Below are 14,342 nucleotides of genomic sequence, written 5' to 3' on the forward strand. Positions count from 1 at the left end.
TCGCCGAGACTCTTTGTTAAAATTGTTATTTTACCCCGAGCCAGACGCAAGTCACCCGAGTCCCAATCAATGAGTATCATCGACAACAGGAAAGCGTTCTTCGACTATTTCATCGAGGAGCGCTACGAAGCGGGGTTGGCGCTCGAAGGCTGGGAGGTCAAGGCCATTCGTGCCGGCCGTGCCCAAATCAAGGAAGGTTACGTCATGATTCGCGATGGCGAAATTTTCCTGATCGGCACCCACATCAGCCCCTTGCAGTCCGCTTCCACGCACATCCACCCGGACCCCGTGCGCACGCGCAAGCTGTTGCTCAAGGGCGACGAAATCAAGAAGCTGATCGGCAAGGTCGAGCAGCGCGGCTATACGCTCGTGCCGTTGAATTTTCACTACAGCAAGGGTCTCGTGAAGTGCGAGATCGGCCTTGCGAAGGGCAAGAAGCTGCACGACAAGCGCGAGACAGAAAAGAAGCGCGACTGGGACCGCGAAAAGGCCCGGCTCATGCGCACGCCTGCCTGAAGCGAGCGCGGAACCGACGAAAGACGGCCCCATTCGATGGGGCCGTTCCTATTTTGCGGCGAAACAGCAGCTCGCGAATCAGCGCATCGCGCTACTGCCTTGCGGCCCCGGCTCGCTGCCCTTCACGATCTTGAGTGCCGAGGCGATCATGCTGCTCATGTCGCCGAGATTGCCCGGCACGATCAAGGTGTTGTTCGTCTTCGCCAGCTTGGCGAAAGCGTCGACATATTGCTGCGCCACCTTGAGATTGACCGCCTGCATGCCGCCCTGCGTCTGAATCGCGTTGGCAATCTTCTCGATCGCCTCCGCATTCGCCTCGGCCACCGCGAGGATCGCCGCCGCCTCGCCCTGCGCCTGGTTGATCTGCGCCTGGCGCTCCCCTTCCGACTTCTGGATGGCCGCCTCGCGCGCCCCGGCCGCCAAATTGATCTGCTCCTGCTTCTTGCCTTCGGAGGCCGCGATCAGGGCACGCTTTTCGCGCTCGGCGGTAATCTGCGCCTGCATCGCGTGCAGGATTTCCTTCGGCGGCGTGAGATCCTTGATCTCGTAGCGCAGGACTTTCACCCCCCAGTTCGACGCCGCCTCATCGAGGGCATTCACGACGCTGTGGTTGATGAACTCCCGCTCCTCGAACGTCTTGTCGAGTTCGAGCCGGCCGACAATACTGCGCAGCGTCGTTTGCGCGAGCTGGGTGATCGCCACGATGAAGTTGCTCGATCCGTATGAGGCCTTCATCGGGTCCGTCACCTGGAAATACAGGATGCCGTCGACCTGGAGCTGCGTATTGTCCTTCGTGATGCACACCTGGCTCGGCACGTCGAGCGGCACTTCCTTGAGCAGATGCTTGTAGGCGACCCGGTCGACGAACGGCACCACGATCGACAGCCCCGGCGTCAGCGTGGCGTGGTAGCGGCCCAGCCGCTCCACGACCCACGCATGCTGTTGCGGGACGATCTTGATCGAACGGGCCGCGATGATGACGGCGATGATGAAAATGATGAATGCGACGTTTGAAAGATCGAACATTTCTCCCCCAGAAGAAATCGCGCCACCGCTGTCACGACAATGGCGCAAAGAAACCGGCATCCCCGTGCGGATGCATAGGACATCTTAGGAGTGCGCAATCACCGCCAGGTTCCGCATCACGCGCCGGCCGCTTCCGCAACAAACAGTCGGTTGCCCCGCACTTCGCGAATCTCGAACCAGCCCGCATGCGGCGTTTGTCCGGGCAACAACTCAATATCCCATTCGGCGCCGCGGTACATCACGCGCGCGAGACCGCCGTCCTTCCAGGCGTCGACATGCAGGCGCTGGCCAATATCGAGATTGGCATCGGGGTCGCGCGTGACGTCGGCTTTCACTCGGCGTCCGAACCGGCTGCGCCGCAACGCGCCGACCGCCACCGCCGCAACTACGGCCGCCGCGACAAGTTGCCACGGCCAATCCCAGCCCGCGAGCGCCACAAGCCCGCCGGCAAGCATGCCGAGCGCGACCATCAGCAGATAGAACGTGCCGGTCGCGAGCTCCAGCACCACGGTCAGGCCAGCCATGCCGAACCAGAGCAACGCATGTTCCATGACTTCTCCCGTCGCCAATAAAAAAACCCCGGTAGCTTACCGGGGTTTATAGCATGAATCCTGTCCGTCAGCGTGCGCCCCGCCTTGGGAACGCACGCATTTCGGACGTTTCCGAACACATGCTCACATCTTGGCGACTTTCTGCCAGGTGTCGATCACGGTGTCCGGATTCAGCGACATCGAACCGATGCCTTCCTTGACCAGCCATTCGGCCAGATCCGGATGATCGGACGGGCCCTGGCCGCAGATGCCGACGTACTTGCCCTGCGCACGGCACGCCTGGATTGCGCGGCTGAGCATGAACGTCACAGCCGGATCGCGTTCGTCGAAGTCCTTGGCCAGCAACTCCATGCCGGAATCGCGGTCGAGGCCGAGCGTGAGCTGCGTCAGGTCGTTCGAACCGATCGAGAAGCCGTCGAAGTGTTCCAGGAACTGATCGGCCAGAATGGCATTCGACGGTACTTCGCACATCATGATGAGGCGCAGGCCGTTTTCGCCACGCTTGAGGCCATGCTTGGCCAGCAGGCTGATAACACGTTCGGCCTGGCCCAGCGTACGCACGAACGGCACCATGATCTCGACGTTCGTCAGACCCATTTCGTCGCGCACGCGCTTGAGCGCCAGGCACTCCATCTCGAACGCCAAAGCGAAGTCTTCCGAAATGTAGCGCGAGGCGCCGCGGAAGCCGAGCATCGGGTTTTCTTCGTCCGGTTCGTAGCGCGAACCGCCGATGAGCTTCTTGTACTCGTTCGACTTGAAGTCGGACAGACGCACGATGACGCTCTTCGGATAGAAGGCGGCAGCGATCGTGGCGACGCCTTCGGCCAGCTTGTCGACATAGAACGCGCGCGGCGATGCATGACCGCGAGCCACCGACTCCACGGCCTTCTTGAGGTCCGCATCGATGTTCGGGTACTCAAGGATCGCGCGCGGATGGACACCGATGTTGTTGTTGATGATGAACTCGAGGCGGGCCAGGCCCACGCCGTCGTTCGGCAGTTGCGCGAAGTCGAAGGCGAGTTGCGGGTTGCCCACGTTCATGGTGATCTTGACCGGAATCTTCGGCATTTCGCCGCGCTGGATCTCGGTGACTTCGGTTTCCAGCAGGCCGTCGTAGATCTTGCCTTCGTCGCCTTCTGCACATGACACGGTCACCAGTGCGCCGTCCTTGAGCAGTTCGGTCGCGTCGCCGCAGCCGACCACGGCCGGCACACCCAGCTCGCGCGCGATGATCGCCGCGTGGCAGGTACGGCCGCCACGGTTCGTCACGATCGCCGAGGCGCGCTTCATGACCGGCTCCCAGTTCGGGTCGGTCATGTCAGCGACCAGGACATCGCCCGGTTGAACGCGGTCCATTTCGCTCGGATCGAGAATCACGCGCACGGGGCCCGCGCCGATCTTCTGGCCAATGGCGCGGCCCGTCGTCAGCACCGGGGCGTCGCCCTTGAGCTTGAAGCGCTGCTCGACCTTGCCGGATGCCTGGCTCTTCACGGTTTCCGGACGTGCCTGAAGGATGTAGATCTTGCCGTCCTTGCCGTCCTTGCCCCACTCGATGTCCATCGGGCGGCCATAATGCTTTTCGATGATCAGCGCGAACTTGGCCAGCTCGACGCAGTCGTCGTCATTGATGGAGTAGCGGTTACGCATTTCCATCGGCACGTCGACGGTCTTGACGCGGCCGGCTTCGCCCGGCTGCGTGAATTCCATCTTGAGCAGCTTGGAGCCGATCGTGCGGCGAATGATCGGGTACTTGCCTTGCTGCAGCGTCGGCTTGAAGACGTAGAACTCGTCGGGGTTGACCGCGCCTTGCACGACGGTCTCGCCGAGGCCGTAGCTCGACGTAATGAACACGACGTCCTGGAAGCCCGATTCGGTGTCGATGGTGAACATGACGCCCGACGCGCCGCAATCCGAGCGGACCATGCGCTGCACACCGGCCGACAGTGCAACTTCTGCGTGGGCGAACCCCTTGTGGACGCGGTAGGAAATCGCGCGGTCGTTGTACAGCGAGGCGAACACGTGCTTCATGCGGTCCAGCACGTCCTCGATGCCGACGACGTTCAGGTAGCTTTCCTGCTGGCCGGCAAACGACGCGTCCGGCAAATCTTCGGCGGTGGCCGACGAACGCACGGCGAACGAGATTTCCCCCGTCAGGTCTTTCGTGACGGCGGCGAACTGGGCACGGATATCGGCTTCGAGCTGCGGCTGCAGGGGGGCGTCGACAATCCATTGACGAATCTCGGCGCCGGCTTCAGCCAGGGCCTTGACGTTGTCGGTATCGAGGCCTTCGAGGCGCTTGGCGATACGTTCGGTCAAGTGGTTGTGGGTGAGGAATTCGCGGAACGCGTAGGCGGTGGTCGCGAAACCGCCCGGCACGCGAACGCCGGCGTTCGCGAGCTGGCTGATCATCTCGCCAAGCGACGCGTTCTTGCCGCCGACCGACTCGACATCGGTCATTCGCAAATGCTCAAACGGCACCACGTAGGCGCCGTCGTGTGCTGCGTTAGTCATAAAAGCCCCTAAAGTGAGAAAAAAATCTTCAGCGGGGTAGCTGGGACCTGACGAGGGCCGCCCCACCTGTTGGATAAATAATCGCGCCGGATACGGCGCCCGCAAGGGCGCCGGGGGCTGACCGGACGACATACGGGAATCGCGGCGGCAGGCTTGGCCCTGGGCCAAACGCCCGCGCGCCGGGCATGCGCAATTGCTTATCCAACAGGCGGGTAGCTCCCTCTCTTTGCAGAGAAGGAGCCCCCTAAGAACCGTACGTGCGACTTTCACCGCATACGGCTCCAATCTACATTAATAGTTTCCTATTCAAAGTCCCGTCTTACTTGACCGGAACCGGCTTAGTTACCGCAATTTTACCAGCATGCACCTGTCGGTGGCAGTCAGGGTGCAGCAGCACTCGGTTCGATAGCGCATTGGTACCTCCATGCATCTTGTACACCAAATGATGGTCGTGCCAGCCATTATCAAACTCGAGTGCTTCACCGCAGAGTGCGCAGTTGCCCTGCTGCGATGAGTACAGGCTGAACCACTGTCTCAGATAGCTTCTGGATTTCTCCATACGCTTCTGTCGCAGCTCTTCGCCATACTGCTCCATACTCGGATCAAAGGGACTAAAGTCCCCTTTGACCTTCTTGTGCCGCTCAATCACCGTACCGCTGATCTGGTACAGCTCGAGCAGCCCCTTACTACCATCTTTCCGGACTGCGGGGGTGGCAAACACCCAATTTCGTTTACCTACTGTGTGAAAGTACTTCTTTTTCACCCAATCGGTGTTCTTGTTGGAGTGTCGCCTCTTCGCCCACCGCCAGAGCCTCTGAAATATCAGATGCTCCATGCGGCTGTATGCCTGCTTGGCCACCACGGGACTGTGATATTGCGCCCAGCCCCGTAGCATCGGGTTCAGCAGTCGAATCAGTTTCTCCTGCTTCACCGTCATATTGTTGCCGATCGTTTCCGCCACCTTGCGATAGAACGCTTGCGTGTTCTTCTTGCTCGGTTTGATGAGCAGCGTTCCCGAGTACTTCCGGAAATTCCACCCCAGGAAATCAAAGCCTTCGCCAATGTGAACAATCCGCGTTTTCTCCTCAGATAGTTGCAGTCCCCGTACTGCCAGGAAAGCTTCCACCCAAGGTCGGACCTCATTTTCCAGCACCTCCTTCGAGACGCCGGTGATCACGAAGTCATCCGCGTACCGCACCACATTCACTTTCAGCTTCCGGGCTTTCCCCTTGCCCAGTTTCGCACCAAGGTGCGCCACCAGTTCCGATTCCAGCCCGTTCAGCGCAATATTTGCCAGCGTTGGGGAAATGATGCCCCCCTGCGGCGTACCGGCTTCTGTTGCCTGATACCGACCTTGATACAGCAGACCGGATTTCAGCCACTTCCGAAGAATTACCTTGTCCATCGGGACATGGTTCTCCAGCCAGCCATGGCTGATATGGTCGAAGCATCCCTTGATGTCCGCTTCCAGTACCCACTTGGCCGAAACCTTCGCGGATAAGGAAACAAACAGCTGGGACATGGCATCGGCCGTCGAGCGATTTCTCCTAAACCCATACGAGTTCGGGTCGCTCGTGGACTCTGCCACCGGCTCGAGGGCCAGCAGATACAGGGCCTGCATCGCCCTGTCTCGCATGGTCGGAATGCCCAGAGGACGCTTCTTTCCATTGGCCTTCGGGATATAAACCCGCCGTAATGGCAAAGGTCGATACCCACGCTGCTCCAACCTGCCGACTGCTGCCAGTCGATTCTCAGGCGTTTCCCACAGTTCGCGATCGACTCCCGCCGTTCGCGCGCCAGTATTTTGCGTAACACGTCGTACCGCATACAGCTTCGCGGACAACGTGCGGGTCAGCATCCGTTGCAGGGCTTTCACCTTGCGCCATTTGCCTTCCCGCGTCGCCTTCGCAATTCGAATCTGCATTCCCTTCACGGTCCGTTCAACCCGGCGCCAATCAATAGCGTGCCAGTCGTCCGGCCCATGGGAGGGCGCAGATCCATCCTTTCGGATTGATACTTTCATGCTGCTCTCCTCATCTGGAAGAAATCCCCAGACGGGAGGCGCATCTTCCCCCTGCGGGGAGCGATAACGCCCCCCGCGGGGAATATTTCAAAGGCGGCACGAACACGTCCGTACCGCCACCAGTTTTCTAAAGGTCAGTCAGACCGTCTTACGACGGTAGACCAGACGGAAGTGGGCTCGCTTTCGCGTGGGGTAATGTCTCAACCCCTATCCGGCCGATTACAGGCCAGCCTTCGCTTTTTCCGTCATCCCATACCCGCACCGCCATCAGTGCCCCTCGCGGAACACCTTGCTGGTCGACTTCGACCAGCGACGATACGGGCTTACCACGTTCCCGGCATGTCACACGACTGAGGCAGGTCCTGCCTTTTCCCCGACGGTCTGATGACGACGTAACCCAAGCAACCAGTGGGTCAACCGACCGTATGCCATTTTGGCTAGAGCCCGATACCGCAAGCAGCTTTGGCTCTTCAATAGTGACGAGGTTTATCAGCAGTTCACTTTACGTTGACCATTTCAGCCAGCCTTGCTCCTTTACCCCCTTGCTGCTAGGAGTATCCGCACCGACCCTTCACAGGATCGACACGCCCGAAACTTCCGGGGGATACGTTGTCGGAAGAGCTTCACACCCTGCCGTTACCAGCAACGCATGTCTTCCTAGGCTACTGCTAGTCGTATAGCAGGTTCACTACACCCACCCAAGCCTCGGATGGGGTCGAACAATGACACACCGAGCTTCGCTCGTTTCCTTTTCACAATCCGGAGCTCGAAGGCTCCGAAAGCACAACCATTACCCCCGCCTTGTCGGCGGAAATAATGCCGCCGACTGCGGTACCTGACGGTAATCAGGTAGCTGCGGTGCGAGGACTGTTGGCGAAACCGCCCAACGGTCTCTACACCGGCAAAGCCAGGCCGTGAAGACCCGACTTTGCTGTTTCCTCTGACCCTAAGGACAAGCCTTGTTCAGATAAATCGTTTTATAATCTACCGCCCGCCTCACGGTTGGGGCTTCCTCTATTACGGACGAGGTCCGATCCGGACACGAGCACGTGTCGCACAGTTGCCGCTATTCTACCGTGCGACGCACCATTTTGCGAAGCCAAAGCGAACCCGCCTGCCATGAGCGCCCAGAACACTCCTATCGCGCCGCCGGCGCTGCCCCGCCCGGTCTTCATCGTCTCCGACGGTACCGGCATTACCGCCGAAACATTTGCCCATTCGATCCTCGCGCAGTTCGAGATGCGTTTCCGTCAGATTCGCGTCCCATTCATCGATTCCGTAGACAAAGCCTATGAAGTGGCGCAACGGATCAATGAAATGTATCGGAGCGAAGGGATTCGGCCCATCGTCTTCACAACGCTGGTCGACAGCCGCGCCAACGAGATCGTCCGTAACACGCAGGGCCTGGTGCTCGACATGTTCCAGACATTCATCGAGCCGCTGGAACTCGAACTCAACCTCAAGTCGATGCATGCCATCGGGCGGGTCCACCAGAACGCGGACAGCGAGGCGTACAAAAACCGCATCGAGGCGATCAACTTCTCGCTGGCGCACGACGATGGCCAATCGAACAAGAACCTGCAGAGCGCCGACGTGATCCTCGTGGGCGTGTCACGCAGCGGCAAGACGCCGACCAGCCTGTATCTGGCCCTGCAATACGGGGTGAAGGCGGCGAACTATCCGTTGATTCCGGACGATTTCGAGCGCCAGAAGCTGCCTTCGACGCTCGACCAGTTCAAGGAGAAGATTTTCGGGCTGTCGATCGATCCGGCGCGGCTGTCGGAAATCCGTAACGAACGGCGCCCGGGCAGCAAGTATGCGGCGCTGGAAAACTGCCGTTATGAAGTCAACGAAGCCGAGGCCATGATGCGCCGTCAAGGCATCAAGTGGCTTTCGTCGACGCATAAGTCGATCGAGGAAATTGCGACGACCATCCTGCAGGAAATCAAGCTCGAGCGCGACGGGTACTGACCGTCCCGTCGCCCTTCGGCCCATTGCACGCGGCGCGCATCGTCCGCGCCTGCGCCGAAGGCTGGAACACCGTCAGGCTTCGTCGCGCTGCCTGACGGCCTCGAACAGGCAAATCGCGGCGCACGCCGCAACATTCAATGATTCCATGCCGCCCGGCTGCGGAATCCGGACTGGCGTCTCGATCCGGTCGAGCCACGCCTGCGATACCCCCGCCCCCTCGTTGCCGAATACCCACGCCACCGGCCGGCGCAGATCCTGTCCGTAGAGCGACGTTTGCGCCTGCAGACTCGTGGCGAGCAGCGGCACGCCCAGCCGCGGGGCCAACGCGTCCGCCGGGCAGTGTTCCACGATATTGAGCATGAAATGTGCGCCCATGCCGGCGCGCAGTACCTTGCTCGACCAGCACAATGCCGTGCCGGACGTACAGAACACGTCGCGCACACCCGCCGCCGCCGCAGTGCGCAGGATCGAGCCGACGTTGCCCGCATCCTGCACCGCGTCCAGAATCACGCAATCGGTTGTCTGCCGCTTCGGCAAATGCCCCGCCGGCATATCGATCAGGAATACCAGGGCGACGCCATTGACCAGCGTCGACAGGGGCTCGAACAGCGTTTCCGGCAAACAGACACGCAGCGAGTCTTCGACGCGCGCCCAGATGGCCGCCACCTCGGGATCATGCAATGCCGGCTCGGCGACCACGCACGCCAAAGGCTGCCCGACCGCACCGAGATAGGCGTCGGCCAGATGTACGCCTTCGAGCAGCGTCTGCCCGGTACGCCGGCGCTGGTGGCTCGACTGCGCGAGCAGTTTCAGGCGTTTGTAGAACGGATTGTCTTTGGAACTGATGAGTTTCATGGCGTGAATTCGTGGCCGCCGCCGCGCTGCCCGCGCACAATGTGCAGGCGTTCGTCGGCATACGCCGGCAGGATACGCCCGCCGGGCCTAATACGGTAGGTCCGCCAGCGACAGGCCGAAGGCTTCGAACGCCTCGCGCACCGGGGCAAACGAGCGGCGATGATGCGGCGTCGGCCCGAACGCCCGTAATGCCGCAAGATGGCGCGGCGTGCCGTAGCCGGCATGTTCGTCGAAACCGTATTGCGGGAACTGTTCGTGCAATGCCGTCAATTGACGGTCGCGGGTGACTTTGGCAAGGATCGACGCCGCCGAAATGGCCGGGACCTTGTCGTCCCCCTTGACAATGGCTTGCGCGGGCATCGGCAACTGCGGGCAACGGTTCCCGTCGATCAACGCCAGCGCCGGCACACGGGGCAGGCCCGCCACGGCGCGTTGCATGGCGAGCATCGTGGCATGCAGGATGTTGAGCGAGTCGATTTCTTCGACGCTCGCCTCGGCCACGAAGAACGCCAGGGCTTTCTCGGCGATTTCGTCGAAAAGCGCCTCGCGGCGCCGGGCCGTCAATTTCTTCGAATCGGCCAATCCCTCGATGGGACGAGCCGGATCGAGAATGACCGCCGCCGTCACGACCGGACCGGCGAGCGGGCCGCGGCCCACTTCATCCACGCCGCAGGTCAGCGCCGGGTCGGCGATGAACGAAAAATCGAGCGACATCTGCGGCACCGGTGCAGGCTTGCCCGGTGTGCGGCCCGCGCGCGTCACGGCCGGCTTCACAGTCGGCTTCACCGCCGACTTCACCGCGGGCGGGCTCAAAGTCGCCCCTTGGCGCGCAGCACGCGATCGATCACCTCGGCGGCGCGTTCGGCAGTCCCCTGGCGCAACGTGTGATGCAAACGGGTAAATCGCTCATGCAGGGCATCCCGCAGCGACACGTCGCGCAGTTGCTGCCACACGGCATCGGCCAGCGCCTCCGGTGTTGCGAAGTGCTGCAACAGCTCCGGCACGACGAATTCGCCCGACAGGATGTTCGGCAAGCCGACATACGGCAGATACCCCTGCCGCTTCATGATTTGCGCGGTGAGCCAGGGCACCTTGTAGGAAATGACCATCGGCTTCTTGTACAACGCTGCTTCGAGCGTCGCGGTACCGCTTGCGAGCAGCACGCTGTCCGACGCTTCCATCGCAACATGCGCGCGCCCGTCGGTGATCGTCAGCGCCAGTTCCGGATATTGATCGAACAGCGGCTGCAGCATGCCGCGCAAACGCGGCGTCGCCACCGGCAGCACGAAGCGGATCGCCGGTTCGCGCGCCGCCAGGCGCTTCATCGCCGCAAAAAATACCGGCCCGATGCGCTGGACTTCCGAGGCTCGGCTGCCCGGCAATACAGCCACGACAGGGCCATCGCCTGTCAGGCCCAGTTCCGCACGCGCGCCCGCCACATCCGGTTCGAGGGGGATCTTGTCGGCCAGCGGATGGCCGACGAAAGTCGCATCGATGCCCGCACGTTCGTAGATTTCGACCTCGAACGGAAACAGGCACAGCATATGATCGACGGCGCGCTTGATCTTCTTGATACGGCCGCCGCGCCACGCCCAGATCGACGGGCTGACGAAATGGATCGTCGGCACGCCAGCCTCGCGCAAGGCGATTTCGAGATCGAAGTTGAAGTCGGGGGCGTCGATGCCGACAAAGCCGAGCGGCTTGTCGGCCAGCCAGCGTTCGCGCAATTGCTTGCGGATCGCGAGGATTTCGCGCAGATGCTTGATGACTTCGACATAGCCCATGACCGAGAGCTTGTCGACCGGCCACAGGGCGTCGAAACCCTGCTCTGCCATGTGCGGGCCGCCGACGCCGGCATACGCAACATCTGCCGGCCAACGCCCCTTCAGGCCGGCCAGCACGCTGCCGGCGATGAGATCGCCGGACAGCTCGCCGGCCACCATGGCCAGGGTGCGCTCGCCGGCGCCATTCGAAAGCGCCGACATGCGCGACTTACCGAATGATGCCGCGCGAAGCGGTACCGAGAAAATCGAGAAGCTCGCGCACAGGCGCGTTCACGTCGGGCGCACTTGCACCGGCGGCGATCGCTTCGATTTCCTTCTTGGCTTCCTCAAGGGTCAGCCCGTTCTTGTACAGCACCTTGTAGACGTTGCGCAGCGCGGTGATCGCATCGGCCGAGAAACCGCGACGGCGCAGGCCTTCGACATTGACGCCATGCGGCGTGGCACGATCGCCCGAGGCAATCACGAACGGCGGCACGTCCTGTACCAGCACCGACGCGCCACCGATCATGGCATGCGCACCAATACGCACAAACTGGTGCACGCCGGTCATGCCGCCGATGATCGCCCAGTCGTCCACATGCACGTGGCCGGCCAATTGGGCGTTGCTCGAAAACACGGTGCGGTCGCCGACATGGCAATCGTGGGCGATATGCACGTAGGCCATGATCCAGTTGTCGCTGCCGACACTGGTCAGGCCGCCATCCTGTACCGTACCGGTGTGGATCGTGACGAATTCGCGGATCCGGTTACGGTCGCCCATCACGAGCCGCGTCGGCTCGCCGGCGTACTTCATGTCTTGCGGCTCGCCGCCGATGACCGAGAAATGCCCGATCTTGTTGTCTTCGCCGAGGGTGGTGTGCCCTTCGATGACGCTATGCGAACCGACCTGGGTGCGCGCGCCGAGAGTAACGTTGGGGCCGACCACCGCATACGGCCCGATGATCACGTCATCGGCCAATTGGGCTTTGGGATCGACTACCGCAGTAGGATGGATGTTCGCCATAGGAATACCAGTTCGCTCAAGCCGTAACGTCGGTCTACTTGACTACGCAGGTGAACTCGGCGGTTGCAGCCACCTTGTCGCCCACCATCGCGCGCCCCTTGAATTTGTACACGTGGAGCTTCTTGTGCACGAACTCGACGTCAAGAATCAGTTGGTCGCCCGGTTCGACCATCTGCTTGAAGCGAACGTTCTCGATACCCGCAAAATAGTAGAGCGTGTTCTCGTCGCGCCCCCCCTCTTCCGAGAATGCGAGCAGCGCGGCGGCCTGCGCCAGCGCCTCGACGATCAGCACGCCCGGCATCACCGGACGCTGCGGATAATGGCCCGCGAAGAACGGTTCGTTGATGGTCACATTCTTGATGACCTTGATGTTCTTGTGCGGCTCCAGGGCAATCACGCGATCGACCATCAGCATCGGGTAACGATGCGGCAGCAGCTTCAGAATCTTGTGGATATCGATGTTGCAGTTGAACTCGCTCATTTTTCTTGCAAGCCTTTAACCTTTGCTTCGAGTTGGCGCAGACGATCGCGCATCTTGTCCAGATTGCGCATGATCGCCGCGTTTTTGTTCCATTCCGCGTTCGGCACCGCCGGAAACGCGCTGGTGTAGACGCCCGGTCCCGGAATTGATTTCGAGACGCCGGACTTGGCGGTAACGATGACGCGATCGCCGATCGTGACATGGCCGGCAACCCCGACGGCCCCGCCGATCATGCAATGGCGACCAATGGTGCTGCTGCCGGCAATGCCCGCGCAGCCTGCGATCACTGTGTAGGCGCCCACGCGCACGTTGTGACCGATTTGCACCTGATTGTCGATCTTGCAGCCGCGCTCGATGACCGTATCGGCCATCGCGCCACGGTCGATCGACGTCGACGCGCCGATTTCGACATCATCTTCGATTACGGCGCGCCCCACCTGCGGGATCTTGACCCATTCACCGCCGGCAGCGGTGAAATCGGGCGCGAAGCCGAAACCGTCGGAGCCGATCACGGCCCCGGCGTGGATAATGCAGCGCGCACCGATCACGCTCGCGTGATACAGGGTGGCGTTGGCGTAGATCAGCGTGTCGTCGCCGATCGTCGAACCTCGTCCGATGAAGACGTTGCCGACAATGCGCACGCGCTCGCCCAGGCGCACGCCCGCTTCGATCACGACTTGCGGGCCGACGCTGGCCGACGCCGGCACCACCGCCGACGGGTCCACCACGGCACTGGGGTGCACCCCCGCCACCACTGCAGGTTCCGCGGCGGCGGCGAACATCTGGGCGACACGCGCAAAATACGCGTAGGGGTTCGGCGCCACGATCCAGCTGCGGCCGTCATGCCCCGTCAGCTTGTCGAAGTCGGCGCGAGAGAGGATAACGGCGGCGGCGCCCGAATCGGCGACTTGCGCGAGATACAGCGGATTGGACAAAAAAGCGAGTTGGTGCGCCCCCGCCCGATCGAGCGGCGCCAAGCCCTCGATCGCGACGTTGCCGCCACCGATCAGGTCGCCGCCGAAGCGGGCGACGATTTGGTCCAGCGTGACAGTCATGAGCAACCGTTCCTTACTTGCCGTTAAGCACCTTCAGCACCTTGTCCGTGATGTCGATGCGCGGGCTCACGTACACGGCTTCCTGCACGATCAGGTCGTACTTCTCCTGCTCGGCGATCTGCTTGATCACTTTATTGGCACGCTCGAGCACAGCGGCAAGTTCCTCGTTGCGGCGCTGATTGAGGTCTTCCCGGAACTCGCGCTGCTTGCGCTGGAATTCGACGTCGGCCTGGGAAAGGTCGCGCTGGCGCCGTCCCCGCTCCACGTCGCTCAGCGTCGCGCCGTCCTTGTCCATCTTTTCCGACATGACTTTCAGACGCTGCGCCAGGTCCTGCAGATCCTTGTCACGCTTCGAAAATTCCGCCTCGAGTTTGGACTGCGCGTTCTTGGCCGGCGTGGAATCCCGCAGGATGCGGTCGGAATTGACCGCGGCGATGCGCGCTTCCTGACCCCATGCCGACAAAGCGGCGCCGGTCAGCAATACGGCGGCGAAGCCGCGCGTCAGGTGCTTGCGGATACCGTTCAAAGTGTTACCCCTTACAACAATATGACGTTCGGAACCAGAT

General features: G+C 61.5%; 13 protein-coding genes. 2 read left to right on the forward strand and 11 right to left on the reverse strand.

The window, feature by feature from the left end:
• Window positions 1–27 precede the first annotated feature (27 nt).
• The gene (gene smpB / locus PTE30175_RS16525) at window positions 28–516 is read left to right on the forward strand and encodes an SsrA-binding protein SmpB (RefSeq protein ID WP_224788819.1); all 489 of its coding nucleotides are present in this window, start codon (window positions 28–30) and stop codon (window positions 514–516) included.
• Window positions 517–594: 78 nt separating this feature from the next.
• Here smpB and PTE30175_RS16530 read toward each other — a convergent pair whose 3' ends face one another.
• From PTE30175_RS16530 to ltrA, 4 genes are all read right to left on the reverse strand, one after another.
• The gene (locus PTE30175_RS16530; protein ID WP_150698162.1) at window positions 595–1,542 is read right to left on the reverse strand and encodes an SPFH domain-containing protein; all 948 of its coding nucleotides are present in this window, start codon (window positions 1,540–1,542) and stop codon (window positions 595–597) included.
• A gap of 116 nt (window positions 1,543–1,658) precedes the next feature.
• Complete coding sequence (locus tag PTE30175_RS16535; RefSeq protein WP_150698163.1) at window positions 1,659–2,093, reverse strand: NfeD family protein; 435 nt, start codon at window positions 2,091–2,093, stop codon at window positions 1,659–1,661.
• Window positions 2,094–2,216: 123 nt separating this feature from the next.
• Window positions 2,217–4,604, reverse strand: a complete 2,388-nt coding sequence (gene ppsA, locus PTE30175_RS16540) for a phosphoenolpyruvate synthase (protein WP_150698164.1) — start codon at window positions 4,602–4,604, stop codon at window positions 2,217–2,219.
• 319 nt (window positions 4,605–4,923) lie between these two features.
• Complete coding sequence (ltrA, locus tag PTE30175_RS16545) at window positions 4,924–6,627, reverse strand: group II intron reverse transcriptase/maturase (RefSeq protein ID WP_150698165.1); 1,704 nt, start codon at window positions 6,625–6,627, stop codon at window positions 4,924–4,926.
• 1,119 nt (window positions 6,628–7,746) lie between these two features.
• Between ltrA and ppsR the strand changes: the two genes are divergently transcribed.
• Window positions 7,747–8,598, forward strand: coding sequence for a posphoenolpyruvate synthetase regulatory kinase/phosphorylase PpsR (gene ppsR / locus PTE30175_RS16550; RefSeq protein ID WP_150698166.1), 852 nt, complete (start codon window positions 7,747–7,749; stop codon window positions 8,596–8,598).
• 72 nt (window positions 8,599–8,670) lie between these two features.
• Here the strand turns inward: ppsR and PTE30175_RS16555 are convergent, their stop codons facing one another.
• From PTE30175_RS16555 to PTE30175_RS16585, 7 genes are all read right to left on the reverse strand, one after another.
• On the reverse strand, window positions 8,671–9,453 hold the full coding sequence (locus PTE30175_RS16555; protein WP_150698167.1) for a TrmH family RNA methyltransferase: 783 nt from the start codon (window positions 9,451–9,453) through the stop codon (window positions 8,671–8,673).
• Window positions 9,454–9,540: 87 nt separating this feature from the next.
• A complete protein-coding gene (gene rnhB / locus PTE30175_RS16560; protein ID WP_150698285.1) occupies window positions 9,541–10,167 on the reverse strand; it encodes a ribonuclease HII in 627 nt (208 codons plus the stop codon).
• Window positions 10,168–10,262: 95 nt separating this feature from the next.
• Window positions 10,263–11,438 carry a lipid-A-disaccharide synthase gene (gene lpxB / locus PTE30175_RS16565; protein WP_224788816.1) on the reverse strand — a complete coding sequence of 392 codons (1,176 nt, stop codon included), beginning with the start codon at window positions 11,436–11,438 and terminating at the stop codon, window positions 10,263–10,265.
• 7 nt (window positions 11,439–11,445) lie between these two features.
• Window positions 11,446–12,240 carry an acyl-ACP--UDP-N-acetylglucosamine O-acyltransferase gene (gene lpxA, locus PTE30175_RS16570; RefSeq protein ID WP_150698168.1) on the reverse strand — a complete coding sequence of 265 codons (795 nt, stop codon included), beginning with the start codon at window positions 12,238–12,240 and terminating at the stop codon, window positions 11,446–11,448.
• 34 nt (window positions 12,241–12,274) lie between these two features.
• Window positions 12,275–12,721 (reverse strand): 3-hydroxyacyl-ACP dehydratase FabZ, encoded by a 447-nt coding sequence (gene fabZ, locus PTE30175_RS16575; RefSeq protein WP_150698169.1) that lies wholly within the window; start codon window positions 12,719–12,721, stop codon window positions 12,275–12,277.
• Complete coding sequence (gene lpxD, locus PTE30175_RS16580; protein ID WP_150698170.1) at window positions 12,718–13,776, reverse strand: UDP-3-O-(3-hydroxymyristoyl)glucosamine N-acyltransferase; 1,059 nt, start codon at window positions 13,774–13,776, stop codon at window positions 12,718–12,720. The genes fabZ and lpxD overlap by 4 nt, the downstream gene beginning before the upstream one ends.
• A gap of 13 nt (window positions 13,777–13,789) precedes the next feature.
• Entirely contained in the window at window positions 13,790–14,293 is a 504-nt protein-coding gene (locus tag PTE30175_RS16585; RefSeq protein WP_191629110.1) for an OmpH/Skp family outer membrane protein, read from the reverse strand.
• Window positions 14,294–14,342: the final 49 nt, after the last annotated feature.

It is taken from the genome of Pandoraea terrae (assembly GCF_902459695.1).
Classification (GTDB): Bacteria; Pseudomonadota; Gammaproteobacteria; order Burkholderiales; family Burkholderiaceae; genus Pandoraea; species Pandoraea terrae.

Coding starts and splice junctions, on each gene's coding strand:
- PTE30175_RS16530 (WP_150698162.1), bottom strand. CDS start 1,542: ATGTTCGATCTTTCAAACGTCGCATTCATCATTTTCATCATCGCCGTC.
- PTE30175_RS16535 (WP_150698163.1), bottom strand. CDS start 2,093: ATGGAACATGCGTTGCTCTGGTTCGGCATGGCTGGCCTGACCGTGGTG.
- ppsA (WP_150698164.1), bottom strand. CDS start 4,604: ATGACTAACGCAGCACACGACGGCGCCTACGTGGTGCCGTTTGAGCAT.
- ltrA (WP_150698165.1), bottom strand. CDS start 6,627: ATGAAAGTATCAATCCGAAAGGATGGATCTGCGCCCTCCCATGGGCCG.
- ppsR (WP_150698166.1), top strand. CDS start 7,747: ATGAGCGCCCAGAACACTCCTATCGCGCCGCCGGCGCTGCCCCGCCCG.
- PTE30175_RS16555 (WP_150698167.1), bottom strand. CDS start 9,453: ATGAAACTCATCAGTTCCAAAGACAATCCGTTCTACAAACGCCTGAAA.
- rnhB (WP_150698285.1), bottom strand. CDS start 10,167: ATGTCGCTCGATTTTTCGTTCATCGCCGACCCGGCGCTGACCTGCGGC.
- lpxB (WP_224788816.1), bottom strand. CDS start 11,438: ATGTCGGCGCTTTCGAATGGCGCCGGCGAGCGCACCCTGGCCATGGTG.
- lpxA (WP_150698168.1), bottom strand. CDS start 12,240: ATGGCGAACATCCATCCTACTGCGGTAGTCGATCCCAAAGCCCAATTG.
- fabZ (WP_150698169.1), bottom strand. CDS start 12,721: ATGAGCGAGTTCAACTGCAACATCGATATCCACAAGATTCTGAAGCTG.
- lpxD (WP_150698170.1), bottom strand. CDS start 13,776: ATGACTGTCACGCTGGACCAAATCGTCGCCCGCTTCGGCGGCGACCTG.